At 63.4% G+C, this 25,201-nt stretch carries 26 protein-coding genes, 1 tRNA gene and 1 pseudogene; 13 read left to right on the forward strand and 15 right to left on the reverse strand.

Annotation, left to right across the window (positions count from 1 at the left end; translation table 11 throughout):
* Positions 1–54: 54 nt before the first annotated feature.
* Positions 55–1,422, reverse strand: a complete 1,368-nt coding sequence (locus CXY71_RS07245) for a M20/M25/M40 family metallo-hydrolase (protein ID WP_104134983.1) — start codon at positions 1,420–1,422, stop codon at positions 55–57.
* 106 nt (positions 1,423–1,528) lie between these two features.
* Here CXY71_RS07245 and CXY71_RS07250 point away from each other — a divergent pair.
* A tRNA-Leu gene (locus tag CXY71_RS07250) sits at positions 1,529–1,613 on the forward strand.
* A gap of 92 nt (positions 1,614–1,705) precedes the next feature.
* On the opposite strand, the gene CXY71_RS07255 is transcribed toward CXY71_RS07250, so the two are convergent.
* The 4 genes from CXY71_RS07255 to CXY71_RS07270 are packed head-to-tail and all read right to left on the reverse strand — an operon-like array spanning position 1,706 to position 5,180.
* Positions 1,706–2,575: an ABC transporter permease gene (locus tag CXY71_RS07255; RefSeq protein WP_104134984.1), complete on the reverse strand. Its 870-nt coding sequence runs from the start codon at positions 2,573–2,575 to the stop codon at positions 1,706–1,708.
* Positions 2,562–3,530 (reverse strand): ATP-binding cassette domain-containing protein, encoded by a 969-nt coding sequence (locus tag CXY71_RS07260; protein WP_233198381.1) that lies wholly within the window; start codon positions 3,528–3,530, stop codon positions 2,562–2,564. The genes CXY71_RS07255 and CXY71_RS07260 overlap by 14 nt, the downstream gene beginning before the upstream one ends.
* A gap of 37 nt (positions 3,531–3,567) precedes the next feature.
* Complete coding sequence (locus CXY71_RS07265) at positions 3,568–4,725, reverse strand: DUF2092 domain-containing protein (RefSeq protein WP_104134985.1); 1,158 nt, start codon at positions 4,723–4,725, stop codon at positions 3,568–3,570.
* A gap of 50 nt (positions 4,726–4,775) precedes the next feature.
* Complete coding sequence (locus CXY71_RS07270) at positions 4,776–5,180, reverse strand: hypothetical protein (protein WP_104135014.1); 405 nt, start codon at positions 5,178–5,180, stop codon at positions 4,776–4,778.
* Positions 5,181–5,263: 83 nt separating this feature from the next.
* On the opposite strand from CXY71_RS07270, the gene CXY71_RS07275 reads away from it, so the two are divergent.
* Positions 5,264–6,142 carry a hypothetical protein gene (locus tag CXY71_RS07275; protein WP_104134986.1) on the forward strand — a complete coding sequence of 293 codons (879 nt, stop codon included), beginning with the start codon at positions 5,264–5,266 and terminating at the stop codon, positions 6,140–6,142.
* A gap of 3 nt (positions 6,143–6,145) precedes the next feature.
* Here CXY71_RS07275 and CXY71_RS07280 read toward each other — a convergent pair whose 3' ends face one another.
* The 3 genes from CXY71_RS07280 to CXY71_RS07285 all read right to left on the reverse strand — a co-directional run bounded on the left by CXY71_RS07280 (position 6,146) and on the right by CXY71_RS07285 (position 8,189).
* Positions 6,146–7,084 carry a nuclease-related domain-containing protein gene (locus CXY71_RS07280; RefSeq protein ID WP_104134987.1) on the reverse strand — a complete coding sequence of 313 codons (939 nt, stop codon included), beginning with the start codon at positions 7,082–7,084 and terminating at the stop codon, positions 6,146–6,148.
* Positions 7,085–7,213: 129 nt separating this feature from the next.
* Positions 7,214–7,378, reverse strand: a complete 165-nt coding sequence (locus CXY71_RS21440; protein ID WP_199184242.1) for a hypothetical protein — start codon at positions 7,376–7,378, stop codon at positions 7,214–7,216.
* Positions 7,379–7,469: 91 nt separating this feature from the next.
* Entirely contained in the window at positions 7,470–8,189 is a 720-nt protein-coding gene (locus CXY71_RS07285; RefSeq protein WP_104134988.1) for an SOS response-associated peptidase, read from the reverse strand.
* A 73-nt stretch (positions 8,190–8,262) separates the two neighbouring features.
* Between CXY71_RS07285 and CXY71_RS07290 the strand changes: the two genes are divergently transcribed.
* Together CXY71_RS07290 and CXY71_RS07295 are read left to right on the forward strand one after the other, a co-directional pair.
* Complete coding sequence (locus CXY71_RS07290) at positions 8,263–9,099, forward strand: DUF3097 domain-containing protein (RefSeq protein ID WP_104134989.1); 837 nt, start codon at positions 8,263–8,265, stop codon at positions 9,097–9,099.
* 309 nt (positions 9,100–9,408) lie between these two features.
* Positions 9,409–9,612 (forward strand): cold-shock protein, encoded by a 204-nt coding sequence (locus tag CXY71_RS07295; RefSeq protein WP_035840308.1) that lies wholly within the window; start codon positions 9,409–9,411, stop codon positions 9,610–9,612.
* 71 nt (positions 9,613–9,683) lie between these two features.
* On the opposite strand, the gene CXY71_RS07300 is transcribed toward CXY71_RS07295, so the two are convergent.
* Positions 9,684–10,163 carry an Lrp/AsnC family transcriptional regulator gene (locus CXY71_RS07300; RefSeq protein ID WP_233204537.1) on the reverse strand — a complete coding sequence of 160 codons (480 nt, stop codon included), beginning with the start codon at positions 10,161–10,163 and terminating at the stop codon, positions 9,684–9,686.
* A 107-nt stretch (positions 10,164–10,270) separates the two neighbouring features.
* Between CXY71_RS07300 and CXY71_RS07305 the strand changes: the two genes are divergently transcribed.
* On the forward strand, positions 10,271–11,473 hold the full coding sequence (locus CXY71_RS07305; RefSeq protein ID WP_104134991.1) for a PLP-dependent aspartate aminotransferase family protein: 1,203 nt from the start codon (positions 10,271–10,273) through the stop codon (positions 11,471–11,473).
* Here the strand turns inward: CXY71_RS07305 and CXY71_RS07310 are convergent.
* The gene (locus tag CXY71_RS07310; protein WP_104134992.1) at positions 11,470–13,287 is read right to left on the reverse strand and encodes a DEAD/DEAH box helicase; all 1,818 of its coding nucleotides are present in this window, start codon (positions 13,285–13,287) and stop codon (positions 11,470–11,472) included. The two genes, CXY71_RS07305 and CXY71_RS07310, sit on opposite strands and share 4 nt — an antisense overlap.
* Before the next feature lie 87 nt (positions 13,288–13,374).
* Between CXY71_RS07310 and CXY71_RS07315 the strand changes: the two are divergent.
* Positions 13,375–14,162: pseudogene (locus CXY71_RS07315) on the forward strand (SGNH/GDSL hydrolase family protein).
* Positions 14,163–14,227: 65 nt separating this feature from the next.
* Here CXY71_RS07315 and CXY71_RS07320 read toward each other — a convergent pair.
* Both CXY71_RS07320 and CXY71_RS07325 read right to left on the reverse strand, forming a co-directional pair.
* A complete protein-coding gene (locus CXY71_RS07320; RefSeq protein ID WP_104134993.1) occupies positions 14,228–15,463 on the reverse strand; it encodes a D-alanyl-D-alanine carboxypeptidase family protein in 1,236 nt (411 codons plus the stop codon).
* Positions 15,464–15,507: 44 nt separating this feature from the next.
* A complete protein-coding gene (locus CXY71_RS07325) occupies positions 15,508–16,317 on the reverse strand; it encodes an RNA methyltransferase (protein WP_104134994.1) in 810 nt (269 codons plus the stop codon).
* A gap of 131 nt (positions 16,318–16,448) precedes the next feature.
* Here CXY71_RS07325 and CXY71_RS07330 point away from each other — a divergent pair, with 131 nt between their 5' ends.
* Both CXY71_RS07330 and CXY71_RS07335 read left to right on the forward strand, forming a co-directional pair.
* Complete coding sequence (locus CXY71_RS07330) at positions 16,449–17,372, forward strand: Sir2 family NAD-dependent protein deacetylase (RefSeq protein ID WP_104134995.1); 924 nt, start codon at positions 16,449–16,451, stop codon at positions 17,370–17,372.
* A gap of 55 nt (positions 17,373–17,427) precedes the next feature.
* Positions 17,428–18,030: a histidine phosphatase family protein gene (locus tag CXY71_RS07335; RefSeq protein WP_158253011.1), complete on the forward strand. Its 603-nt coding sequence runs from the start codon at positions 17,428–17,430 to the stop codon at positions 18,028–18,030.
* A gap of 113 nt (positions 18,031–18,143) precedes the next feature.
* On the opposite strand, the gene CXY71_RS07340 is transcribed toward CXY71_RS07335, so the two are convergent.
* Together CXY71_RS07340 and CXY71_RS07345 are read right to left on the reverse strand one after the other, a co-directional pair.
* The gene (locus tag CXY71_RS07340) at positions 18,144–19,208 is read right to left on the reverse strand and encodes a glycosyltransferase family 1 protein (protein WP_104134997.1); all 1,065 of its coding nucleotides are present in this window, start codon (positions 19,206–19,208) and stop codon (positions 18,144–18,146) included.
* Positions 19,205–20,128 carry an alpha/beta fold hydrolase gene (locus CXY71_RS07345; protein WP_233198385.1) on the reverse strand — a complete coding sequence of 308 codons (924 nt, stop codon included), beginning with the start codon at positions 20,126–20,128 and terminating at the stop codon, positions 19,205–19,207. The genes CXY71_RS07340 and CXY71_RS07345 overlap by 4 nt, the downstream gene beginning before the upstream one ends.
* Before the next feature lie 157 nt (positions 20,129–20,285).
* Here CXY71_RS07345 and treS point away from each other — a divergent pair, with 157 nt between their 5' ends.
* From treS to CXY71_RS07370, 5 genes are all read left to right on the forward strand, one after another.
* Complete coding sequence (gene treS / locus CXY71_RS07350; RefSeq protein WP_104134998.1) at positions 20,286–21,983, forward strand: maltose alpha-D-glucosyltransferase; 1,698 nt, start codon at positions 20,286–20,288, stop codon at positions 21,981–21,983.
* A 129-nt stretch (positions 21,984–22,112) separates the two neighbouring features.
* Positions 22,113–22,796, forward strand: coding sequence for a GAF and ANTAR domain-containing protein (locus tag CXY71_RS07355; protein ID WP_199184243.1), 684 nt, complete (start codon positions 22,113–22,115; stop codon positions 22,794–22,796).
* A gap of 25 nt (positions 22,797–22,821) precedes the next feature.
* Positions 22,822–23,535, forward strand: a complete 714-nt coding sequence (locus CXY71_RS07360) for a GAF and ANTAR domain-containing protein (protein ID WP_104134999.1) — start codon at positions 22,822–22,824, stop codon at positions 23,533–23,535.
* 287 nt (positions 23,536–23,822) lie between these two features.
* Positions 23,823–24,098 carry a type II toxin-antitoxin system Phd/YefM family antitoxin gene (locus CXY71_RS07365; protein ID WP_104135000.1) on the forward strand — a complete coding sequence of 92 codons (276 nt, stop codon included), beginning with the start codon at positions 23,823–23,825 and terminating at the stop codon, positions 24,096–24,098.
* Positions 24,095–24,355 (forward strand): type II toxin-antitoxin system RelE/ParE family toxin, encoded by a 261-nt coding sequence (locus CXY71_RS07370; protein WP_104135001.1) that lies wholly within the window; start codon positions 24,095–24,097, stop codon positions 24,353–24,355. Before CXY71_RS07365 ends, CXY71_RS07370 begins: the two co-directional genes overlap by 4 nt.
* A 100-nt stretch (positions 24,356–24,455) precedes the next feature.
* Here the strand turns inward: CXY71_RS07370 and CXY71_RS20635 are convergent, their stop codons facing one another.
* Positions 24,456–25,109 carry an FAD-dependent oxidoreductase gene (locus tag CXY71_RS20635; RefSeq protein WP_233204538.1) on the reverse strand — a complete coding sequence of 218 codons (654 nt, stop codon included), beginning with the start codon at positions 25,107–25,109 and terminating at the stop codon, positions 24,456–24,458.
* Positions 25,110–25,201 lie beyond the last annotated feature (92 nt).

Here is a 25,201-nt window from a genome sequence, read left to right on the forward strand (position 1 = left end):
TCGCTTTCTCAGATTATTCAATGGATGCCCTCTCCGAGCTGGATCCAGGGTTTGCTAGTAGCTGGAAAGCAGGTCGGTCAAAACCTGCCTGCCAAACACTAATGCGTCAAGGGGCACTCGTTCATCCACGCCGTGGAACATGGCCGGGAAATCGAGGTCGGCTGGCAGCCGCAGCGGGGCAAAACCGTAGCCCTTGATGCCCAGCGCGCTCAAGGCCTTATTGTCGGTGCCGGCCGACAACAGGTACGGCAACACCGGCGCTCCGGGATCGTGGCGCCCCAGGGTGCCCACGACGGCTTCGATCAGCGGACCGCTGAACTCGGTCTCGAGGCCGATGTCACGGTGCATCGTCACAATTTCGATGTCACTCCCCACGATCTGTTGAATTTGGGCGAGGACGAGGTCTTCCTCGCCCGGCACCGAGCGGATGTCGATGAGAGCCTCGGCCGCATCCGGGATCACGTTGTGCTTGTACCCGGCGGTAAGGCCGGTTGGATTCGCCGTGGTGCGCAGGCTGGCCTGGATGAAGCCGGACGCGGTTCCGGTGGCGAGAGCGAGCTCATCGGGGCCGACCTGCTGCGGATCGACGTCGAGAATGCGTGCTATCTCGCCGAGCAGCTGCTCGGTCGTGTCGGTAAGGCGAATCGGCCACTCGTGGCGCCCCAGTTTCGCCACAGCCTCGGCGAGCCGTGTGACCGCGTTGTTCGGGTGCATGCGGGAGCCGTGTCCGGCCACGCCGCGGGCGATCAGTTTGATCCAGACGAGGGCCTTCTCGCCGGTTTGCAGCAGGTAGGCGCGCTTGCCCCCGAGGGTGATGGAATACCCGCCAACCTCGCTGACCGCCTCGGTGGCACCGTCGAACAGGTGCGGGTGTTCGTTCACCAGAAAATGGGACCCGAGCACACCGCCGGCCTCTTCATCGGCGAAGAACGCGATGACCAGGTCACGCTCCGGCGCGCCCCCGGAGCCAATCACATCCTGCAGGGAAGCGAGAATCATGGCGTCCATGTTTTTCATATCGACTGCGCCGCGCCCCCACAGCAGGCCGTCTTTGATAACGCCGGCGAAGGGGTCGACGCTCCAATTCGCCGGGTCGGCCGGTACGACGTCGAGGTGCCCGTGCACAACCAGGGCAGGGCGGGATCGATCCTTGCCTGCCACCCGGGCCACGACACTCGTGCGGCCGGGCTCCGAATCGAAGAGCTGCGGCAGGAGCCCGAGGGCTCGCAGTTTCTCGGCAACGTACTCGGCGGCATCCGTTTCACCGTTTGAACGACCCCCGCCATAATTTGTCGTGTCGAAACGGATGAGATCACGTGCGATCTCGGCGGTCAGATCGAGTTTCGGAGCGGCCGCCGTGGGTGATGCACCCACTGAATCAGCGGAACTCGGGGCCGGAAACGTGTTCGGGGAGGAAGCCATAACCACACGCTACCCGTCGCCAACGGGCGCACGGACACAACGGGCGTTCTAAACCGTGCTAAGTTATTACCTCGGCAGCCGGTTGATCCGGAGGCCGTTTCACCCAGTCCGGGTGGCGGAATTGGTAGACGCGCTGGCTTGAGGTGCCAGTGCCCGTTAAGGGCGTGTGGGTTCAATTCCCATCTCGGACACGGAGATTTCTTTCGAGAGATCAACGAGGACTGGTTGAGACAGTTCACAATGCCGGATCCCAAGGATCCGGCATTGTCTCATTGACGAGGGGTTACGACAAGATGTCCTTGGTCACGAATCGACTGTAAGCCAAAGCCCCGAAAACGGCGACGTAGCAAACCTGCACGATCGCATTCTGGCCGAACGAGCCAAGGTCGAGCGGCTGCCGCAGCAGGTCGGCGAAGCCAAGCCAGTAGTGGCTGAACAGCCAAGGGTGCAGCCAGTCGAGCTGCGGGATGACGTCGAGAATCTGCGCGACGACCGAAACGACGATCGTCGCAGCCATGGCTCCAACGGGCACATCGGTGAGGGTGGAGATGAACAGTCCGATCATGGACAGTCCTAGCAGCGACACTGTGACATATGCGGCCACCAGCAGGGACCGCCACAGCGACTCGGTCACGCTGATGTTGTCGCCGGAGAGCAGCGTCACCGGTCCGACCGGGAACAGGGCTGCGCCGATGAGGGCGCCGGACACGGTCAACGTCAGCGTGGCGACCAGGCAGAACAGGGCAGCGCCCGCGTACTTGATCAGCAGCAGCCGTACGCGGCCGGTTGGGGCCACCAGGAGGTAGCGCAGGGTGCCGAGGCTTGCCTCCCCCGCGATGGTATCTCCGGCGACAACACCGATGGTGAGCGGCAGAAACAGAGGAATGGCGACCACCATGGCGGTGAAGCCGACAAACAGGCCGTTCTGGCTGACCCGGTCGAGGAACGGCGGCCCCTCCCCCGGGTCCAGCGTCGACGACGACAGGCGCACAGCCACGGCGAGCAGGGTCGGGATGAGCGCCACGGCGGCGAGCATGGCCCAGGTGCGACGACGACGAAACAGTACGGAGATCTCCGAGCCGAGCAGATCCCAGCCTCCCACGCGCGCCCGCGTGTGCGTCTGCGTCTGCGGCAGGAATTCACTGGACGACATCAAAACCCTCCCCGGTCAGTGCGACGAATCGTTCTTCCAGGCTGGGTTCCTCGATGGCGAAACCTCGGATGCGCACGCCACCGGCCACGAGAGCCGTCACGATAGCCTCCGGCTGCCAGTTGGTGTCCCCGAGCAGCGCGATGACGACCTCGTCGGCCGCATCGCTCGTGGCGAGTACGGGATCGAGTCCGAGGTGAGTGAGCACCCGCAACGCGCCGGCGGCATCCGGTGTGCGCAGGTGGACCCGTGATTCGCCGACCTGCCGCAGCTGGGCCAGGGTGCCCTGCGCGACGAGGCTGCCCGCACTCATCACGGCGGCGTGCGTGCACATCTGCTCAACCTCGGCGAGCAGATGGCTGGAGACGAACACGGTCGTGCCCTCGGCGGCCAGCGAGTGCACGAGGCTGCGCACTTCACGGGTGCCCTGCGGGTCGAGGCCGTTGGTGGGCTCATCGAGCACCAGCAGCTCGCGTGGGAGGAGGAGGGCGTTGGCGATGCCGAGCCGCTGCTTCATCCCCAGCGAGTACGCGTGCACCTTTTTATCGGCAGCGTGGGAGAGACCGACCCGTTCGAGGGCACCCTGAACCCTGGCCCGGCGGGTGCCGCGTGGGGCGAACCGATCGGCGGTGTCGAGACGACGCAGGTTGGCCGCACCGGACAGAAACGGGTAAAAGGCCGGACCTTCGACGAGGGCGCCGACGTGGGGCAGGACCTCATGCAGTCGGGCGGGCATGGACTGACCGAGCACGCTAATGGTGCCACTCGTCGCCAGACTGAGCCCGAGCAGCATGCGGATGCTCGTCGTTTTGCCCGATCCGTTAGGCCCGAGAAAACCGAAGACCGAGCCGCGCGGAACCATGAGGTCGATGCCATTCACTGCCGTTTGCGAGCCAAATTTCTTAGCGAGTCCCCGGGTCTCGATCGCCAGGCCCTGAACCTGGGTTTCGCCGGTCACAGTGCCGTGCGCAGGATGCCGGCCCCGGACACCGGTGTCACTCCGCGGCTGCCTGGAGCGCGGCGAGCGGAACCGCGCCGGTGAACACCCGCCCGTCGTTGCTCAGGAATACCGTCACAAGGGAGGTGGTCAGGGCACGGCCACCGTCGACGGTCGTAGTCAGCTGGTCAAGCAAGGGGTTGTCGGTGACCTCGGCCGGCATGGCTGCTGCCGGCACCTCGACGATGGTGGACCAGCCGGCACCCGTCACGACGGGAACCTCGTCCGCTGCCGGGCTGTGATCGCCCGGCTGGTCGCCGGTAGCGCCTTCCGTCGGAGACGGCATGGCCTGTTCCGTCACTGTGGCGGTGGCCGGGGGCGTGAAGTCGAACAGGCCGGCGTTCGGGGCCGCGAAGTCGATGGCGGTGAAACCGACCTGCACTGCCGGCGCGGTCTGGCCCTGGGCCAGCACGGTCACCTGCAGCGGCAGCCCGGTCGCGGAATCAACGGCGATAGAAACTGATGCGACGAGCGTGTCGGTCTTCAGCGTCTCGTTCGTTCGTGGCGTGAAGACCAGTTGGTACACGTTGCGCCCCGCGATGCGGGCGTCGGTGCCGACCGAGACCGTCGTACTTGGATCGAGCTCGTCCAAGAAATGCTCGGCGAGCTCAGCCGGATTCGCGAGATCAGTGGGCAACTGTGACTTCAGTTCGGCGGACTTCGCCTGGGCACTAGCTTCGAGGTCAAGGCTCAGGTGGGTCGCCGCGTTCGTGCTGGAGTCGTACAGCCAGACGTCGCTGCCGTTGTGCACAATATCACGTTCGGCCATGTGGTCCTTGATCTGCACCCGGGACTGGCTTTCGCCGCCAACATACAGTCGAAATTCGTGCGAACCGCTCAGGAGTTCTAGGGCCGTGGTCATTCCCAGGGGGATGGCGCCGTCGGTACTTTCGGGCAGGGCTTTCGACATGGAGTCGCTCATGCCCGCGCTGAGGTCTAGCGACGGAAGGCCCAGGTCAGCCGACTGTTCAACGGTTCCCGAGAATGCCGACACGGTGCTGTCGTTCACTAGGGCAAGAACCTGTTCCGGCGTCTTGCTGGGCAGATCGACGGTGGCACCGGCCTGGAACGGCACAGCGATCACGGCAGCGACGACGACTGCTGGAACGACCAACGCTGGCAGCCAGCCAAGAGAATTGCGAGACACGAGCTTCATACCGCGATCGTACGCCCCGGCGCCGCGCTCGAACGATGGAGTCAGCGTATTTACAGGTCCCCGGAAGGGCTATCGCGGGTCGGTTCGCTCCGGCTCGGCGCTTCATCGGTGATGCCGATGAATTGGCTGCCGATGCCGTCGCACTCGTTGCGCGCGAGTCCTTTGGCCGGATCGGGCAGTTCATCCGCCCCGTGGTTCGAGCAGGTGATATAGGTAAACGTCGGCCACCACTTCTTGGGCCGCACGGCCTCGGTATAGCCACAGATGGTGCAGGTGAGCTGCACCCAGACCGGCTTCTTTCCGGTGCGGTTCGCGCGCGACTGCAGTAACCAGGCCGGCGGCTCGGCTTCCAGCCTGACCAGCTGTGCCTCGCTCAGGCGCGAGGGAATGCCGTGGCGGGTGGCCATTTCCAGGGGGATATCCAGGCGCAGTGCTACTTCTCGTCGCGTAATCATCTCAAATAACGATAGGCGCTTTTTGCGGGCCGCGCGGAGCATCCGTTCTCAGCTGGTGTCCATGACTATGGGAGAATGACCCAATGCCAAACACTCCGTCCCCGCTGGGGCTGCTCCTGGACGTAGACGGGCCGATTGCGAGCCCGATCACCCGCACGATCAGTACGCCGAGCATCGTGTCCGATCTAATCACCCTGGCCGGCGCGCACGTGCCGATCGCCTTCATCACCGGGCGGTCCGCCGATTTCATTCGCGAGCAGGTCGTCGCTCCGCTCGTGGCCGGGGGGTTGCCCGAGAACTTTCGCATGTATGGGGTCTGTGAAAAGGGTGCTGTCTGGTTTCCGATCAGCACCGAAGGCATGGGCACTGTCGTGGTTGATCGGGCCGTCGCCCTGCCGTCGGCCGTCACCGACGAGGTGCGCCAGCTGGTCGCCACCTCGTTCGCCGCCGAGATGTTCTTTGACGAGACAAAGCAGGCGATGATCTCCGTTGAGCAGCGCACCGATGTCAGCCGGGAGGCCTTTCAGGCCCGCCAATCTGCGTTCAACGTCGCCGCCTTCGCCATTATGGTCAAGCACGGGCTCGGCGTTCGATTCGAAGACCTCGAAAGCGCGGACGCCTCCGGGCAGATTCCGTTTCGGCTGGACGCCACCATCATCTCGACGGATATCGAATCGGTTACCCTGGACAAGGACCATGCAGCTCAGCGAGCCCTCGCCTACTTCGCCGAGAGCGGTCCGCTGCCCCGGTTGTGGCGGTCGGTGGGTGACTCGCGCAGCGACTACCGCATGGCCGACCACCTGCACGAGGCCGGTTACGACGTGTCACACGTCGACGTTAGACCGTCCGATGGAATTCTCGACCGGCCGTATCCGGTCATCGTCATCGGTGATCAAATTCACGATGAAGCCGGGGCGACTTTTCTGCACTACTGGGTCGACCAGCTGGCGCTGCCCGCCTAATAGTCAGGTATTAACGAAGCGGATACCGTTCTGCAGCGTGCTGCGCAACTCGAAAACCTTCTCGAAGCTGCCTCGTTCCATGCCGACCAGTCCCTCGCGCAGTACACCAACCAGTCGTGACCTGGGGATTCCGATGATCATCGGGCGACGGCCACGCTTCGGCAGGGACACCGCTTCGTCGAGAGCGCCGTCCGGCAGCACGATAATGAGGGCGGTGAAACGTACCTTGAGAGCGCGCGTGATCGACTTCGCAGCGTCTTCGAACTGATGGATCGGGCGATCATCTGGGCCCTGGTCGTCGCCGACCAGTTCACCGCGCCGCAGCTGCACCGGGCCACCCCAGTCTTCGGAGAGGATACCGAACAGTCCGGCCGGCCCGAGAATGATGTGGTCGAGCTTGTCGGTCTGCGGGCCGGTGTCGATGTCGTGCCAGGCGGTGAATCCGATGCCGAGGTTGGCCACGACTTGAGCGGTGGCCTCCTCCGCGAGGGCCTTGGCGAGGCAATGCCGCACGAGACGGGGGGCGCTGCGGATCAGGGCCGGGGCGTACGGGTCGTCGATGACGGTGCCGCGGCCGGCCCATTCGCGCACGAGATCGAGGTATCTCAGGCGCGCCTGCCCGCCGGGGTGACCGTGCATGCGGGTTTTCAGGCTGGATTTCGTGGCCGGGCCGCGGGCGGCAGAGGCGGCGTAGGCGGCGTAGGCATCCACTTCTGGATCGGGCTCACCGAAGCGACGGCGATCGTAGGCCGCCCGGTTATCGGGCGTGCCAACGTGTTCCCAGGCCAACTGCACGGCATGAAACCTGATCGCGCTGCCTCCGACGTCGGGGTGCGTTTGGCGCAGGAGCAGTCGGTAGGCGCGGCGCAACTCGTCGTTGGTCGCCGTCGGGTTCACACCGAGCACCTCATAGGGGGTGGATGCGGCCGGGCTGTCATGCATCCTGGACAATACCTTTCTGCGGGTGCGGGCAGACCGTCACATAGACGATCCGAGGATTCACCGTATCGTGGGAATCTGACATCCCGCCGAGGGCGCCGGTCGCTCTGCAGCCAGGGTTCAGCGCAATCGCTAGTCGCGCAGCAGGTGGAAGGGGATTGCCATGGAGAGGGATACGCAAAGAATTCCGGCCACGAAGGTCAGTCCCATCAGCGACGTGACGGAGAACGCCAGACCGAACAACCAGAGGCCGAGGACGAAGATCGCGAACGCGACGATGAAGGCGACAATGTTCATAGGAAACCCTTTCACGGCAGTGCCCGGTGTTTTCGCCCAGCAACTGGTTTGAACGTACTTATTCGAGCGTACCGGCTGGGGCCGGTCGGAATTACAGGAAATCGCCGGCGATCGCGTCGAGCGGCTCGATCAGCTCGGGTCCGTTCCCGACCACCGGAGCGACCTCGTAAAAGTTGAGTGATTCCACGACCTCACGGGATGCGGCCACAGCAGCATCGACGAGCGTCTGGTCGGCGTCCGTAACCGGATCCAGCCACTGATCCCACCACTCCTCAGGCAGGGGAACCGGGGTGCGGTCGTGAATCTGCGTGAGCGGGCCCAGGGCCTCCGTCGTCAAGATTGCGGCTGACAGCACCCACCGCGCGGGATCGTCGTCGGCAGCCGCCGGATTCTTCCACCAGGAGTACAAGCCAGCGAAGGCGAGCGGCAGACCGTCATCCGAGTGGATGAAAAACGGCTTCTTCGTGGTTCCGTCGGTGTGCCACTCGAAGTAACCGGTAGCCGGCACGAGGGCCCGACGGGAACGCACCGACGTTTTAAAGGTCGGTTTCTCGGCGGCGGTCTCGGCCCGCGCATTGAAGGTTGGAAACTTCGAGGTGGGCTCGGTGGCAAAGGACGGAATCAGGGACCAGCGCGCCGATTCCAGCCGGCGCACGGCCGGATCGGTGCGCGCTGACTCGAGCACGATGGGAATCTGCTCCGTGGGCCGAATATTCCAGGACGGCTCCGGCAGGTTCTCCCCCTCATGCTCGACGTCGAACATGGCGGCCAGATCGGGCGCCGTATCGGTAATGATGAATCGACCACACATGTCTCCAGAATACCGCGGCCCGCCCGAGCACGGCGCGGAGTGCACGAGACGACAATCGACTAGCGTCGGTGCAATGGACGATCGATATAGCGAAGACGTACTCTCCCCCGGCTGGCGCGAGGCCGGTCGCATCATTATCCCCATCCAGGAAGCGACCAGGGACCTCGTGGTGGAAGAGATCGCAACCGGGTTCTGCGGCGCAATCATTGGGGTCGAGAAGAAGATCGTCACGCTGGAGGACCGGCACGGCAAGCTGCGCTTGTTTCCGCTCGGCTCCGGGTTTCTCATCGACGGCAAACCGGTCACGCTGATAGCTCCGACCATGGCGGCAGCCCTCGGCCGGGTGCGCACCGCTTCGGGCTCAACCGCGGTTCCGAATGCCCCGGCGCGCGTCGCGCGGGCTAGCCGGATCTTCGTCGAGGGCCGGCACGACGCCGAACTCGTCGAGAAAGTCTGGGGTGCCGACCTGCGTATCGAGGGCGTCATCGTCGAGTACATCGAGGGCGTAGACAACCTGGATGAGATTCTGCGCGAGTTCCGGCCTGGCCCTGAACGCCGGGTCGGCGTGCTCGTTGACCACCTCGTGCCGGGGTCCAAGGAGAGTCGCATTGCCAAGGCCGTGGCGCGCGGCCCGTTTGCGGCGAACGTGCTGGTGGTGGGGCATCCCTTTGTCGACGTCTGGCAGTCGGTGAAACCGGCTCGCGTTGGCCTCGCCGCGTGGCCCGAGATAACGCGGAGCATCGAGTGGAAGCACGGAATCTGCGCGGCGCTCGGCTGGCCACACGAGGAGCAGGCCGATATCGCCCGGGCGTGGCAGCGTATCCTCGGCCAGGTGGGCACTTTTGCCGACCTGGAGCCGCAAATTCTTGGCCGGGTGGAACACCTGATCGACTTTGTGACAGCGCAATGACGGTTTGCTCGTCGTTTTCGGTGATCTCGCAATCGCAGTCATTCCCAGTGGTAGACCCGCAGTTCACCCCTTTTCCACAGCAAATGACACGCTATCCGGTAAAAAATACGCTGAATTCCGAAACCATCCAGACTTGTGGGCTAGTGTTGGATTCGAAGTTGTAGTGCTTGCACGTCTTAAACGCACTGATTGTGATTCATCTGGATCATAGTTAGTGCGCCACATTCCTTTCGGAAGCGGACGACGAATACCGCGACGAACGGTCCCGACAGTCGGGGCCGGTCTAACACTCCTGGAGGAGTTTTACAAATGGCAACAGGTACCGTGAAATGGTTCAACGCTGAAAAGGGCTTCGGCTTTATCGCACCCGACGACGGAAGCGCCGATGTTTTCGCGCACTACTCCGCGATCGCGTCGAATGGCTACAAGTCCCTCGATGAGAACCAGAAGGTCGAGTTCGAGGTAACCCAGGGCCCCAAGGGTCCTCAGGCCGAGAACATCCGCGCCCTCTAAATAGAGCTTGCGAAGAACGCTCCCCGCTTTGGCGGGGGGCGTTCTCGCTTTAACCGTTCCGGTGAATTGCCCTATTTGACCAGGTCCTGCCAGCCATCACCGTCGACGTACTCAAAGATCAGGTTGGTCTCGGTGTGGGCGACGGCCGGATGCTCCGCAAGATGCTCGAGCACAAAGTCGCGCAGGTGCGAGGCATCCGCTGCGGCCACGTGCAGCAGGTAATCGTCGGCACCAGCGGTGTGGAATAGCCCGATCACGCCGGGCCAGTGCGGGGCGGCGTTGCGAAAGTCATCGATCTGCACCCGGGCATGCTTGGCCAGCCGCACCGAGATGAGCGCCTGCAGGCTGGCCCCGAGCGCGGCCAGGTCGATATTGGCCCGATACCCGCGAATGTGGCCCAGCTGCTGCAGCCGACGCAGGCGCAGGGATACGGTGGACTCGGCGACTCCGATTTCGCTCGCGAGCGCCGCTCCCGAAGCTCTAGCGTTGATCGACAGCGCGCGCAGTAGTGCACGGTCGACCCGGTCGAGTTCCGGCTTCTTCGATTCCATCAACAGACTCCCTTATTTCTAGCAAGTTTATGCGATTCGGCTCAGTGATTTGCAAGGGTCTGCAAAGTCACTTGTGTTCAGGGGCAGAACCTGTTTCTGTATGGCTCATGTTGCCACCGCTGTCACATATCGAAACAGTTGCCGTGCACGCCGGAATGGATGGTCTTACCGAGGCTGGTACCCACGTTCCGGGGATTGATTTGTCGACCACGAACCCGCTACGCGGAGTGGAGTCTGGCGGGGATTCATACGAAAATCTCGCCACCGGCGGCACGCCGGGACCCAGCGATTCCGCGGTCTACCAGCGATTGTGGCAGCCGGGCGTCGCCCGGTTTGAGAACGCACTGTCTGCCCTGGAACGGACCGAGGGCACCGTTGCCTTCGCCACCGGAATGGCGGCCCTGACCGCGACCCTGATCGCCACAGTCACGGCCGGCAAGCCACACATTGTGGCGCTGCGTCCCGTGTACGGTGGAACCGATCATGTTCTCGCGAGCGGGCTGCTCGGCACGACGGTCACCTTCACCGACCTGGCCGGCGTTGGTGCGGCCATCCGCTCAAACACCGGCCTGGTAATTCTAGAATCACCGGCTAACCCGACGCTCGAATTGACCGACATCCAGGCGGTGGCGGATGCTGCCGGGACGGTTCCCGTGCTGGTGGACAACACCTTCGCGACGCCCGTGTTGCAGCGCCCGGTCGAGTCGGGCGCCACGCTCGTGCTGCACAGTGCGACCAAGTTTCTCGGCGGGCATGGTGATGCCATGGGCGGCACGGTGTCTGGCGCCGCCGAGTGGATGGTGCGGCTGCGTCAGGTGCGCGCGCTGACCGGCGGCCTGCTGCAGCCGTTCAACGCGTATCTGCTGCATCGCGGGCTGCGCACCCTGCCGATTCGGGTGCGCGCCCAGCAGGCTAGCGCTGGCGAGATCGCTGACTGGCTCAGCGCCCACCCGGCATTGACCCAGGTGCTCTATCCCGGGCTGCCCGGCCAGGACCCGCAGGGACTGATCGGCCGGCAGAGCGCCGGGGCCGGGTCTCTAATCGCGCTCGATCTCGGCTCTTTTACCGCGGCTGTGCGCTTCACCGAGGCTCTGCGACTGATCACCCACGCGGTGTCGCTCGGCGGGGTCGATTCGCTCGTGCAGCATCCGGCCTCGCTCACGCACCGACCTGTGGCGGCTGATGCACGGCCGGGGGCCGGCATCGTGCGGCTGTCGATCGGGCTCGAGCACGTCGACGATCTCATGGACGACATCCTCACCGCGCTGATGGTCGCCCGGGTACCGATAGGAGCGGTCGCGACGGCCTAGCTGCGGCCGAGGCGGCGGCGCAGCAGGTCGATGCGCCTCTGCAGCTGAGTCACGCTGGCCTGAGCGACGGCGGGCCCGCCACAGATCCGACGCATCTCCGCGTGGATCATGCCGTGCGGTTCGTTGGCGAGCTTCGACCACATGCCCACGAGGCTGGACAATAGGGTGCGCTGTTCTTTGAGTGTGCGGTAGAGGGGCGGCGGTTCGAGCGGGGCGATCTCCCCCGTCACCGGGTCCTTGCGCTTGTCGGTCGACCGTTTGGACTGACGGGATTGGCGTTGCCGCAGCAGCTCCGACACCTGTTCCGGTTCGAGCAGGCCCGGGATTCCGATGAAGTCGAATTCCTCATCGGTGCCTGGTTCAGCGAGCTCGCCGAATTCGTCACCGTCGAACATGACCATGTCGAAGGTGGCCTGCGAGTCGAGGGCCTGCCAGGTGAAGTCGTCCAGGCCGAGGTCGTCTGACGCCTTGTCCTCCTTGTTCGCCGCAGCGACCATGGCATCTTCGGGGTTATACATGCCGTCGTCGCCGTCTTCACGGTTGCTGCGGTCGAGGGCGTGGTCGCGTTCCAGTTCGAGCGTGTTGGCCAGGCTGAGCAGCCCGGGAACGTTGGGCAGAAAAATGGATGCTGTTTCACCGCGTCGACGGGCCCGCACGAATCGTCCGATCGCCTGGGCGAAGTACAGCGGTGTGGCCGCGCTGGTCGCGTAGACGCCGACGGCAAGGCGCGGCACGTCGACGCCCTCAGACACCATGCGCACGGCGACCATCCACCGACGGGTGTTCTTGGAGAACTCGTCGATCCGGTCGCTGGCTTCTTTCTCGTCGGAGAGCACAATCGTGACCGGTTCACCGCAGATGTCCTCGAGGATGACGGCGTAGGCGCGTGCGGTGGTCTGGTCGGTCGCAATGACGAGGCCACCGGCATCCGGGATGCCGTGCCGTACCTCGGTCAGGCGGGAATTCGCGGCACGCAGTACCGATGGAATCCAATGCCCGCTGGGCTCAAGCGCGGTGCGCCAGGCTTGGCTGGTGATGTCCTTGGTGTTGCCCTCGCCGAGTTTGGCTTCCATCTCGTCGCCGGCCCGGGTGCGCCATTTCATGTGTCCGGCGTAGACCATGAACATGACCGGGCGCACCACACCGTCGGCGAGGGCCCGGCCGTAGCCATAGGCGTAGTCGCTCTGCGACATGCGGATGCCGTGCTTGTCTGGCAGGTAGCTGACGAACGGGATCGGCGAGGTGTCCGAGCGAAACGGGGTGCCGGTGAGTGAGAGACGACGGGTGGCCGGGCCGAAGGCCTCGCGAATCGCGTCGCCCCAGCTGAGGGCGTCTCCCCCGTGGTGAATTTCATCGAGGATCACCAAGGTACGGCTGGATTCGGTGAGCTGTTTGTGCAGGGCAGCGCGGGCTGCCACTTGGGCGTAGGTGACGACGACGCCGTGATAATGGCTGCCGTAGCTACGGTCGGCGTTCTTGAACATGGGATCGAGACGGATGCCGGCGCGCGCCGCAGCATCCGCCCACTGGTTCTTGAGATGCTCGGTCGGCGCCACAACGGTGATGCGGTCGATCGTGCGGCGAGAGCGCAGTTCAGCGGCCAAGCGCAGGGCGAAAGTGGTCTTTCCGGCTCCCGGTGTGGCTGCGGCGAGGAAATCGCGTGGCTCGTGCACGAAGTAGGCCTCGAGCGCCTCGGCCTGCCAGGCGCGTAGCTTGCCGGCTGTACCCCAGGCCGCGCGTTCTGGGAAAGACGGCGACAGGTGTTCGGCTGCACTCGTTCCCTGTGCTGGGCCGAAAACCGATGGAGTATTCACTTCTCATAAAGCTACCAAAGACCACCGACCTTCGTAACCGACGGCACTGTTTGCACTAATGACACCGGGTTCAGAGAGAATGGTTTGATGACGAAGCAACAGCATCCATGGTCGCGCTACGTCGCGCTCGGCGATTCGTTCACCGAGGGTATCGGTGACCCGGAAGATCAGAGCCCCGGTGGGCACCGGGGCTGGGCTGACCGGGTCGCCGAGGTATTGAGCGAAGGGACCGATGATTTCGCCTATGCCAACCTGGCCGTGCGCGGCAAACTCATCCGACAGATCGCCGACGAACAAATCGAGCCGGCGCTGGCTCTACGCCCGGACCTGATCACGATTTCGGCCGGTGGCAACGACGTCATTCGCCCCGGAACCGATCCGGACTTCATCGCGGCCCGTTGCGATGAGGTGATTTCCGGGCTCCGCCGGGACGGTGCGACGGTCGTGCTGTTCACCGGAGCCGACGTGGGATTCTCTCCCGTGTTTCGCAGCATTCGCGGCAAGGTCGCGATCTACAACGAGAACATCCGGGCGATCGCGACGAAGTACGACTGCATCGTGGCCGACATGTGGTGCTCACCGAAATTCAGGATTCGCGCATGTGGGCGCCCGACCGGCTACACCTCAACGCGCTCGGACACCACACCGTGGCGCGCATGGTGTTGCAGACCCTCAATGTGAAGAACTCGTTGGAGCCGAGCGAGCCGGAGCCGATGCCCGGAACAACCTGGCGGCAGGCCCGCACCGAAGATTTCGCCTGGGCGAGAGAATACCTGATGCCGTGGGTGCTGCGTCGGGTGCGCCACCAGTCCTCCGGTGATCACGTACTGCGCAAGCGCCCCGAAGCCGGCCCGTCCACGCTCCCGCGCGTCTGACCCGTCTTTCTATCCGGGCCCGGACCGTGCCACGGGTGGGCAGCTGGGCGGGTCAGCCGGGCGGGTCAGCCGGCGGCGAGTTCGCCCGGGTGGCCCATGCGCCAGGCCGGGCCGGGATCGGTGACGCTGTCCTGAAGTTCGAGCGGCACCGTCACCGGAGATCCCGTTCCGATCGTGAACGACACCTCGCCGACGTCGTCGCCGGCACGTCCCAGCTGCAAATCGGTCGCCGTCACGGATCCTGAAATAGGTGAGTCTGACCAGACCAAAGCGGATACCGCCCGCGCGGCGACGATATCGCTCACGTCACCCCACTTAGTCGTGTAACTGCCGAACACGGCGCCTTCCTCGGTTAGTACGACGTCCTGGAAACCGGGCTGCACACTCTCGATCAGCGCGCTGATCGCCGAATTGAGTTCGGAATGGGTGTCGCCACCCAGCACCACTCCAACGAGCGTGACCGTGTTGTCGCCGACGATGAAATCAGTGGAAAAGAGCAGGCAGGCGCCCGCGACATCCGTTGTACCGGTCTTGATGCCGTCGACGCCGTCGCGGCCTAGCAGTTTGTTGGTATTGGTGATCGTGCCAATGACCGGTAGCACCGCCGAGGGCAGGGCGACTATTTCGGCTAGGGACGGGTGGCCGACGACGAGCTTTCCGATCTCGACGAGGTCGGCTGGGGTACTTACGCTGGCCGTTGATATTCCGCTCGTGTCCGCGACACTGGTCTGGGTCAGGGCGTTGTCGGCTAGCCAGGTGGTGGCGGCCGCCAAATAATTATCGACGGATCCGTAGGCCCAGACCGCGAGCGAGGCGGCATAGTTATTGGCTGACGGGAGCAGCATCGCCTCAAAGACCTCACGCTGAGTGAGCACCATGCCGGAAACGACGGGGGCCGCCGATCCGTTCTCGGCGATCACATCGTAGTAGATATCCACGTCAGCATCCGTGAAGGTGATATTGGGCCCGGCCTCACCGACGCCGAGCGGCTTCGCGTCGAGAATCACCAGGGCGGTGACCATCTTGGTGATGCTTGCGATCGGTACCGTGTTCTGGTCGCCGCTCGAAGCAAGCACGCCGGGGAGACCGACCGCGCCGATCGCACTGCTACCAAAGGCCGGCCAAGTCAGTGCGGCGACCGGCTGGGTCAACGATGCCGGCTGCACGATCGTGGCAGCGCTCTCTGGAACCGGAGCGAGGTTGGTGGCGCCGACATAGCCGACGCCGCCCAAAACCACGAGCAGAACGCTGGCGACGGCGAGTCTACGCCGTCGGAGGATGATACGCCGGGAGGGAGACATCCGCTCAGCCTAACTTCTTCATCGCGCTCGGCGAGTCGGCGCGCTCACGCGCGCGTACGCAGCGCGTATAGCGCGACCGCGCTCGCGGAGGCGACGTTGAGCGAGTCGACGCCGTGCAACATCGGAATGGTCACGACCGTGTCGGCAGCTTCGAGTGCGTGCCGGCTGAGCCCGTCGCCCTCGGCACCGAGGATGATCGCCAGCCGTTCGGGCATCGCCTCGGCAAACACGTCGAGGGAGATCGCGTTGTCGGTCAGTGCCAGCGCCGTCAGGTGAAAGCCGGCAGCGTGAAGCAGCGGGGTGGCCACCCTCCATTCCGGGAGGCGGGTCCACGGCACCTGCAACACCGTGCCCATGCTCACCCGCACGCTGCGCCGGTAGAGCGGGTCGGCGCAACGCGGGGTGATCAGCACGGCATCGGCGCCGAGCCCGGCTACGGAGCGAAAGATGGCCCCGACGTTGGTGTGGTCGACGATGTCTTCGAGGATCACGATGCGGCGGGCATGGGTGAGAAGCGCCTCGACCGGCTCGAGCACCGGCCGGTGCATCGCGGCGAGGGCACCGCGGTGCAGGTTGTAGCCGGTGAGTTGTTCCAGCACGCTCGCCTCGCCGACATACACCGGTACTTCGGGCCAATCGGCGAGTAAACGCTCGGCGTCGAGCATCCACTGTTCCTGAATGAGCAGGGAACGCGGAAGATGACCGGCCCGGAGAGCACGAGCAATGACCTTGGGCGACTCGGCGATATAGAGGCCGCCGGCCGGTTCCAGCACTCGTCGCAGGGCGACGTCGGTCAAACGCGAATAGTCGGCCAGACCCGGGCTGGACAGGTCGGTAATGCGGGTGATTTGCACGGAAAAGTGCCTTTCCAGAAGGGGTATTGGGCTCAAGCCTGACAGGTGGGTAGTCAAACGGGAAAACAGACGAGTTTAGAATCAAGAGACCAGTATTTTTTGCTGTCCGTCTCTGCCCGAAAGGAACGCCGATGACTGCCGATTCGGTCGTGCCCAGCGACACGGTCCTGGTGGACGCGCTTGAGCCTACCGATGGTCCCGACGCCGCCGCCGCACTCGCCTCAGCGGTGGCCCTCGATTCCGAGCGGGCAGTGGATGCCGTCGCCACGCTCCTGCGCGGCAAGCGTGCCGCAGTGCTCACCGGCGCCGGCCTCAGCACCGATTCGGGGATTCCCGACTATCGCGGGGAAGGCGCGCCGAAGCGCACGCCGATGACTTTTCAGACCTTCGTCGTCGACGAACGATCCCGCAAAAGGTATTGGGCCGGCAGCCACGTGGGCTGGAGCGTGTTTCGACGGGCCGAACCCAACCTCGGACACCGCTCACTCGTACAGCTGGAAAGCGCCGGCGCCATTGCCGGCGTCATCACCCAAAACGTCGACGGACTTCACACCCGAGCGGGATCGCGCCATGTGGTCGAGCTGCACGGGTCCCTCGACCGGGTCATCTGCCTGGCCTGCGGGCAGGCATTCGGCCGGGACAGCATTGCTGCCCGGCTCGAGGCCGCCAACCCGATTCTGCGTGATTCGGACAGCATCCGAATCGCTCCGGATGGCGATGCCGACGTGGGCAACATCGACGACTTCGTGGTGCCGGACTGCACGGTCTGCGGCGGCATGCTCAAGCCCAGGGTGGTCTTTTTCGGCGAACTCGTGCCGACGGAAACGTTTTTGGAGGCATCCGCTTTGATTCAGGCGGCGGACGCGCTGATCGTTGCCGGGTCGTCGCTCGCGGTGAATTCGGGCATCCGTCTGGTCGAACAGGCGCGACGCCGCAAGCTACCGATCATCGTCATAAACCGTGGGGCGACCAAGGGTGACGGACGAGCCCTGCACAAGCTCGAGGCCGGAACCAGTGAAACCCTCGCCGCACTGGCCGACCGGCTGCTGGGCTGATCGGGCTTGTGCGCGGCCCAGGCAATCACCGACCGATGAATCGGGGCAATCATTCGTGACCAGGTTCTCCATTGTGCGTCATGGCCAGACCGACTGGAATCTACATCAGCGAATCCAAGGCAGCACCGACATTCCCCTCAACGCTACCGGGCGCGCCGAGGCCGTCGCCGCCGCTGAGCGTCTGCAGAGCAGGCGGTGGGATGCCATCGTGACCAGCCCGCTGTTGCGCGCCGCGGAATCGGCCAGAATTATTGCCGCGGAGCTCGGGTTGGAGGAACCCGAGGTGGTTCCCGCCCTGACCGAACGTCACCACGGCGCCATCGAAGGCCTCACTTTCGCCGAGCGTCAACACCGTTTTCCCGACGGTGTCCCCGTTCCTGGACTCGAGACCCGCCGCGACGTCATTGACCGGGTGCTCGGGGCATTATCAGCACTTGCCGTCGGGCGTACTGGCCAATCCGTTCTCGTATTGAGTCACGGCGGCATCATCGGAACGCTGCTGCGTCACCTCACGGACGGCGACCGTCCCCGGCACGGCGAGTACATCGCCAATGGGTCCGTGCACGACTTCTCCTGGGCGGACGATCAGCTGCTGCTCACCCACTTCGACGCGGCGACGCGCGAGCCGGGCGACCGAGGCTCGTCTCCGGTGCTCTGACCCCGACCGGATCACCCTACGAGCCGGCCGAGCACAACGCGTCGCGCGGGATCTACGCCAGTGCGCCGAAGTTGGGCGCAACTCCCGTGCACCGCGAAAGTGCTGCGCTTTGATTACGCCGAACGCTCCTCCAGCACCTCGAGCAGCGTGCGTGCCGACTTGGCCCAGGTAAAGCGGGCGGCCTGCTCCACCGACCGAGCGGACCGGGCCGCCCACTCCCCCGGTTCTGCCAGGCTTCGAACTGCCGTGGCAATGCTTTCCGCATTGCGCGGGTCGAAATACAAGGCCGCCGAGCCGCCGATCTCCCGAAAAATGGGAATGTCACTGGCCACGACGGGAATTCCAAGGCTCATCGCTTCGACCAGGGGAATTCCGAAGCCCTCATCGAGCGAGGCGGTCACCAGCGCGGTCGCCGATCGCAACAGCCGGTGGTATTCATCATCGCTGACCCCGTCGTGAAAGACCAAGCGCGCCTGCGGGGCACGTCGCCCCAGTCGGGAACGATCGGCCTGAGACACCCGGCTGAGCAGGTGCAGCTCGTATTCCGGCAGGTCGGCCATGGCCAGAACCAGGGTATCGAGGTTCTTGTACGGCATAAACGAGCCCATATAGACGAGCCGGGTGGTCTCCGGAATGCTGCGATGACGCAACGTCCCCATAACAGGATCGGCAGCGTTGGCCACCACAGTGACCGGTCGCCGGGTGAGCCGGTGCTCTGTGATCAGCGCTCGGGTGGTTTCGGACACGGTAACGACGCCGTCGGCACCGTTGAGCAGCATCCGTTGTGGCCACCAGGAAAGATGGTAAGCCCGCCAGAGCAGCCGGATAAACGCGGGCAGATCATGCGGTGGTGTGCGGTTATGGTAATAAATGAGGTCGTGCACGGTCAGAAACAGCCGATACTTGCGTCTCCACGAGCCCATGGTTTGCATTGGACTGAACACCACATCAGGCTTCAACCGGTTGACCGACAATGCGATCAGCGGTTCAAGTAAACTGGTCGGTGCCCGCACGAGCTGCCACGGCAAGGCCGGCAGCATCGCCAATTGCCGATGGTCGCTGATCAGCATGGTAAGCGGATGCAGCCGGCCGAGTTCGGTCACCAGGCCAGCGGTGTACCGGCTGATGCCGTCGTGCTGATCCAGCCGGATGTACCGGCAGTCGACCACGATTCTCACTCCGGTCGCTCCTCGGCAAGAAATTCACGAATGTAGGTGGCCGCCGGTTTTGGCGTTTCATAGTGGATAAGGTGGCCCACGTTGTCGATGACGCGCAGGGTCGCATTCGGAAACAAGCTCCGCAGCCGAAGTTGCGCCGCGAGCGGCGTGATGTCGTCGCGGTCGGCCGCGATCAGCAACGTCGGCTGCGGAATGCGTGCCGCGAATTCGCTCACGTCATGGCTGACCGAGGCGGTGAACGCCGCCATGACCACCTTCCGGGAGGCGAAGGCACTGAAGTATCGATCGTGCTGATTGTGGATCCAGCGGCGCACCGCCGGGTCCCGCGTTTTCGCCATGCTCACGCTCATGACGCGCACGATAGCTCGGTTCTGCAGCAGTGCGTAGCCCCACCGCTCCGGAAGGGATGCGGCGGCCCAGTAATAGAAGATGGCCAGCCGGGTGAGAATTCCGCGTGGTCCGGACAATGCCGGAGCGGCGATCGGGTTGACCAGAACGACGTCGGCGGCGGCCAGCCCCTCGGCGACAGCCGCGGCGACCACGATCGACCCGAAGGAGTGCCCAAGCACGACCAGACGCCCCGTAGAGGCCAGTTCAGTGAGAAATTCATGCAGCCAGCGGGCGTATCCGGCCAGGGAATGGTCCCCGTCGGGGAGCGGCTCCGACCGGCCGAATCCGGGCAGGTCCGGTGCGATGATGCGCAGGGCGGGAGCTGCGGCATCCGTTTCGACGGCGCTGGAGGATTTACCGGCACCGAGCAACTCGGCCACGACCAGTTGCAATCCGTGGTGATCGCCCCGAAACCCGTGCACCAGCACGAGCGTGGTAGCGGCAGCGGGGTCACCGTATTCCCAGTACCGGGTGGTGCTGCTTCGCCCGTTGGCGCCGCGAACGGATGCCGTGAGCTCGCGCACCGTCAGGTCAGCCAAGACTTTGTCGTAGGGAGAAGAAACGTTCACCGGCCCTAGTTTAGGCGGGAGACTTGCGTGAAGCTGGACCTGCACTGGGTCGGCCGTTCTAGACTCGAACCACGACGCGGATCGAGATAGAGCCCTTTGCCGGGACGGAAGGACAACCGTGAGTTTCACCGCCCCCATTCAGTTACCCGGTTTGGCACTCGATCCGCTGTGGTATCGCCGCGCCGTCTTCTACGAGGTGATGGTTCGCTCCTTCGTAGACAGCAACGCCGATGGATCCGGTGATCTCGCCGGGCTGGTATCGAAGCTCGACTACCTGCAGTGGCTCGGAATCGACGCCCTGTGGATTCCGCCGTTCTTCAACTCTCCGCTGAAAGACGGCGGCTACGACGTGGCCGACTACCGCACAATTTTGCCGGAATTCGGTACCCTCGAGGAATTCAAGGATCTCGTCACCAAGGCGCACGAACGTAACATGCGCATCGTGATCGACTTTCCGCTCAACCACACCTCGGACCAGCACGAATGGTTTCAGCAATCCCGCGAAGACCCGGACGGACCCTACGGTGACTTTTATGTCTGGAGCGACACTGACGAGCGCTACCCCAACATTCGCATCATCTTCACCGACACTGAGGAATCGAACTGGGCCTTCGACCCGGTGCGTCGCCAGTTCTTCTTTCACCGGTTCTTCTCGCACCAGCCCGACCTGAACTTCGAGCTCCCGGCCGTGCAGGAGGCGATCTTCGACGTCATTCGTTTCTGGCTCGACCTTGGCGTAGACGGCTTTCGGCTCGACGCGATCCCCTACCTGTTCGAGTCTGAAGAGGGCAACGGCGAGGGCGAGCCACCGACGCACGAGTTCGTCAAGCGCCTGCGGGCCATGGTCGACCGCGATTACCCGGGGCGGGTCATGATCGCCGAGGCCAACCAGTGGCCCCGAGAGGTCGCCGCCTTCTTCGGCACCGAGGAAGAACCGGAGTGCCACATGGCCTTCGACTTTCCGGTGATGCCACGCATCTTCTACTCGTTGCGTTCCCAGCAGGCCAATGAGCTGGTGCGGGTGCTCTCCGAAACGACCGACATTCCCGAGGGGGCGGGCTGGGGCGTATTCCTGCGCAACCACGACGAGCTCACCCTCGAGATGGTCAGCGAGGAATATCGGCAGGCTATGTATGGCTGGTACGCCTACGACCCGCGGATGCGCGCCAATATCGGCATCCGCAGACGGCTCGCTCCGCTGCTTGACAATTCGAGGGCCGAGCTGGAACTGGCCTATGCCCTGCTGTTTGCCCTTCCCGGCAGTCCGTTTCTTTACTACGGCGATGAGATCGGCATGGGCGACAATATTTGGCTGCCCGACCGGGACAGCTCACGCACACCGATGCAGTGGACCCCCGACCGTAATGCCGGTTTTTCGGATGCCGATCCGGGCAAGCTATTTCTGCCCATTGTGCAATCCCTCGTCTACAACTTCACCCAAACCAACGTGGAGTCACACCTGGCCCAATCGGGTTCGTTGCTGCACTGGATTCGCAATGTGATTCACGTGCGAAAAGCCCACCAAACCTTCGGCCTCGGCACCATCCGCGTGCTTAAAACCAACCATGAATCGGTATTGGTGTTCACGCGCAGCTACGCCGGTTCCGGTTCAATGTTCGGCGACCAGCCCGAAACCGTGATGTGTGTGTTCAGTTTCTCGCACAACCCGGTCGCATTTACGATCGACGACGTCGACATGGCCGGAACGCGGTTGTACGACCTGTTCGGTGGATCCGTCTTTCCGAGCTTCAATGAGGAGGGCTTACTCACGCTCACCCTGGGGGCGCAGAGCTTCTACTGGCTGCATTGCGGTTGACAGATCACGGCAAAAGAGCGGATGCTGCGAGCTGGTCAATTGCCCATCCGCTGTCCTTGTTGCCGCATCCGAGAGTACGTATCCTTAAAACTAGCAAGCTATCGCCCTAGGTCTGGAGGCCGGTCGATCGTGCCTGAATGGTTCAGCTCAGAAGGTGGCGTCGAAGACGTGCCCCTGTGCGCCACCTTTGTCGATGCGTTGCCCGTAACCGGTGCCGCGGTTTCGGTGTTTGGCGGGGCTGTTCCCGAAACGGTCGTCTGCGCCACCGATGGGCTGGCCGCTCGCCTCGACGAGCTCCAGTTCGATTTGGGCGAAGGTCCCCGATGGGAAGCGGCGCGCACGCGCAGTCCCGTGCTCGAACCTCGGGTGCGCGAGGGAGCGCATCCGCTTTGGCCGGTCTTTTTCTCGGCACTCTTGGATACCGAGGTGGAGGCGCTCTATGTCTTTCCGCTTATCCTCGGCGCGCTCGATGTGGGCATCGTGGAGCTCTACAGCACCACCTCTGGAGCGCTCGATCTAACCGACCGGGCGAAGGCACTCGTCCTGGCCGATCAAACGGCCTGGAACCTGTTAGATCGGCTGCTTCGAGATAAGGAAGCCACAGCTTCAGCGACGATCACTGAGGCTTCTCCCCTGTCGAGACGAGAAATTCACCAGGCTACCGGCATGGTAATAGTACAGATGAATGTCACGCCAACGGATGCGCTGCTCCTCCTCCGCGGACACGCGTTTGCGCACGGTAAGACCGTTCGCAGCATCGCCGGTGATGTCATTGCCAGGCGGCTGCAATTCACTCCGGATACTGAGCAATAAGCTGGAAAGGTCATAGAATCAACCCATGGTCAGTCAGACTCGTGCCTCGATGGTGAGCGCCGCCTTCGTGAAGTTGACGGACACTCTGGTGGGCGCATATGACGTTCTCGACGTACTGCACACCCTCGTCGAGGAATGTGTTGAGTTGCTCGACGCCTCCGCTGCCGGCCTCTTGCTGGCGGATCCGAGTGGCGAGCTGCAGGTCGTCGCCTCGACGAGCGAGGAAAGTTATCTCGTCGAAGTTTTGCAACAGCAGGCCGGAGCCGGGCCATGTGTCGATTGTTACCTCACCGGCAAGGTCGTCACCATGGGCGACATCGCCGCTTCCGGCGATACCTACCCCGAATTCAAAGCCGCCGCGCTGTCCCAGGGCTTCCGCTCGGTGCATGCCATTCCTATGCGAGTGCGTGACCGGGCAATCGGCGCTCTCAATCTGTTCCGTATCGAAACCGGCGATGTCACACCCGAAGATGCCGCCATCGGCCAGGCCATGGCTGACGTGGCGACGATCAGTATTTTGCAGGAACGCACCGTACGCGAAGACGCCATCGTCAACGAACAGCTACAACGTGCCCTCAACAGCCGCATTGTGATTGAACAGGCCAAGGGGGTCATCGCTCAGCTCAGCACCGTCGATATGGACGAAGCCTTCAAGAGGTTACGAGCTGATGCCCGCGCACGCAATCAAACCATGCGCGAGAGCGCCGAAAACGTCATCAACCGTCGCATTCGCCTCTGATCAATTTCACGCCACGATTCAGGTCAGCGACGAGTCTTGGAGCAAAGAAGATCAGCCCGAGCCATGAGTTGAAATGCAAGCCCGTGATGACAGCCGGTTCTTGTTGCTCGGGCCACGATTTGGAAACGCCGATACTTCGTCTTGGCAGCTCCGGAGTTCTTCATTTGCCCGGGCTTAATGATGCCGGAAGGACGAGCACGGAATTGCACTGTCACCATTCCAATGTCCAACCCCTGGTGGGATGCTCGTTACTTGTACATCTCATGCCAGGATTGGACGGTTGAGTTATGTCGACCACAATCCCCGTCACGGTCTCTGAGGCACGTGAACAACTCGCATCAATCATCGACCAGGTTCGTTCTGAGCACGAGCGTGTTTTCCTTTCGCACCGAGGTCGTCGAGTGGCGGCCGTCGTCGACGCCGATGACCTGGAGCGCCTCATCGAATTGGCCGAAGACATGGCCGACATTCGTGCCGCGGAGGAGTCCCGTGAGGAGATGCGCCACACGCAAATTGAACCGACTCCGTGGGACCAGGTAAAGGAAGACCTCGGCCTCGCATGACTTACTCCGTCCGGATCGCACCGGGCGCACAGCGGCAGCTGCATAAATGTGATCCGCCGGTTCGCCGGAGGATCCAAGCAGTGATCGATCTTCTGGCCCAGGATCCACGTCCGCCTAAAGCAATTCAACTCGTCGATGGCTCCGGTGAGTGGCGGGTGCGCACCGGCGACTACCGCATCAGCTACGAAATTCACGACGCGCAATTGGTAGTGCTGGTCCTCCGGCTCGGACATCGTCGCGACATTTACGAATCCTGATAGGAGAACCCTGTGCGGGACAAGAACCCGCGGAGACTAAGCGGATTTGTCCGCCTGATCGAGGAACAAATCGATGATGTGCCGGCATGCTGCTGGCCATTCAACCCACGGATAGTGTCCGCACGATTCGATCGTCGCGGAGGCTCCCGAAGGGGGTCTGAGTAGTAATGGATCGAAAACGTCCGCTAAGGGTTCGGTCGTTCAGTCCTGGCTGTTCGGATCGCGCAGCGGGCGGAGTTGATTGGGCGGTAGCTCGGGCATGCTGAATTGGTATCGGCCGAGGAAGTTGATGTGTTCGTGGCCGGGTGAGCTGCTGTTGTTGAGTCAGGCGCGGGTCGGCGACGCGCTGATCACCGCGCGCACTCTCCCGCCCGGCGTCGGTCCGGGCCGCATCGCGCTCGACGGTCACTGTCACTGTCACGGTCACTGTCACGGTCACGGTCACGGTCACGGTCACGGTCACTGTCACGGTCACGGTCACGGTCACGGTCACGGTTGCGGTTGCGACAATACTTCGTCGGGTGATGGCCTCAACCCGGGTGTATCCGCCGCCGATGAAGACGAAGGTTAGTGTCTTCGTTCGTTCGACCGGGTCATCGGCCGAGGCGGCACGGGCAATGCTGTCCAGTATCCGGTTGCGAAGGTACAGCGTCTCCTCGATCGTCTTGAAATCGACCGCGTTCTCCTCTAGGCCCGGTGTGGGAAAGGTGCGCGTAATTGCACCCAATGCGACGACCACATGTTCGTCATGCATGACGCGGATCTCCCCGTCGAGGGAAATTAAGGCTGTTGTTTTCGAGCCGCAGTCCAGCTTGTGTAAACGGTTGCAGTCCAGAAAACGGTCGT

The organism is Cryobacterium sp. Y62 (assembly GCF_002929785.1).
GTDB lineage: Bacteria > Actinomycetota > Actinomycetes > Actinomycetales > Microbacteriaceae > Cryobacterium.

Excerpts from the sequence above, each read along its gene's own strand:
- CXY71_RS07245 (WP_104134983.1), bottom strand. The coding sequence starts at position 1,422 with ATGGCTTCCTCCCCGAACACGTTTCCGGCCCCGAGTTCCGCTGATTCA.
- CXY71_RS07255 (WP_104134984.1), bottom strand. The coding sequence starts at position 2,575 with ATGTCGTCCAGTGAATTCCTGCCGCAGACGCAGACGCACACGCGGGCG.
- CXY71_RS07265 (WP_104134985.1), bottom strand. The coding sequence starts at position 4,725 with ATGAAGCTCGTGTCTCGCAATTCTCTTGGCTGGCTGCCAGCGTTGGTC.
- CXY71_RS07270 (WP_104135014.1), bottom strand. The coding sequence starts at position 5,180 with ATGATTACGCGACGAGAAGTAGCACTGCGCCTGGATATCCCCCTGGAA.
- CXY71_RS07275 (WP_104134986.1), top strand. The coding sequence starts at position 5,264 with ATGCCAAACACTCCGTCCCCGCTGGGGCTGCTCCTGGACGTAGACGGG.
- CXY71_RS07280 (WP_104134987.1), bottom strand. The coding sequence starts at position 7,084 with ATGCATGACAGCCCGGCCGCATCCACCCCCTATGAGGTGCTCGGTGTG.
- CXY71_RS21440 (WP_199184242.1), bottom strand. The coding sequence starts at position 7,378 with ATGAACATTGTCGCCTTCATCGTCGCGTTCGCGATCTTCGTCCTCGGC.
- CXY71_RS07285 (WP_104134988.1), bottom strand. The coding sequence starts at position 8,189 with ATGTGTGGTCGATTCATCATTACCGATACGGCGCCCGATCTGGCCGCC.
- CXY71_RS07290 (WP_104134989.1), top strand. The coding sequence starts at position 8,263 with ATGGACGATCGATATAGCGAAGACGTACTCTCCCCCGGCTGGCGCGAG.
- CXY71_RS07295 (WP_035840308.1), top strand. The coding sequence starts at position 9,409 with ATGGCAACAGGTACCGTGAAATGGTTCAACGCTGAAAAGGGCTTCGGC.
- CXY71_RS07300 (WP_233204537.1), bottom strand. The coding sequence starts at position 10,163 with ATGGAATCGAAGAAGCCGGAACTCGACCGGGTCGACCGTGCACTACTG.
- CXY71_RS07305 (WP_104134991.1), top strand. The coding sequence starts at position 10,271 with ATGTTGCCACCGCTGTCACATATCGAAACAGTTGCCGTGCACGCCGGA.
- CXY71_RS07320 (WP_104134993.1), bottom strand. The coding sequence starts at position 15,463 with ATGTCTCCCTCCCGGCGTATCATCCTCCGACGGCGTAGACTCGCCGTC.
- CXY71_RS07330 (WP_104134995.1), top strand. The coding sequence starts at position 16,449 with ATGACTGCCGATTCGGTCGTGCCCAGCGACACGGTCCTGGTGGACGCG.
- CXY71_RS07360 (WP_104134999.1), top strand. The coding sequence starts at position 22,822 with ATGGTCAGTCAGACTCGTGCCTCGATGGTGAGCGCCGCCTTCGTGAAG.
- CXY71_RS07365 (WP_104135000.1), top strand. The coding sequence starts at position 23,823 with ATGTCGACCACAATCCCCGTCACGGTCTCTGAGGCACGTGAACAACTC.
- CXY71_RS07370 (WP_104135001.1), top strand. The coding sequence starts at position 24,095 with ATGACTTACTCCGTCCGGATCGCACCGGGCGCACAGCGGCAGCTGCAT.
- CXY71_RS20635 (WP_233204538.1), bottom strand. The coding sequence starts at position 25,109 with ATGCATGACGAACATGTGGTCGTCGCATTGGGTGCAATTACGCGCACC.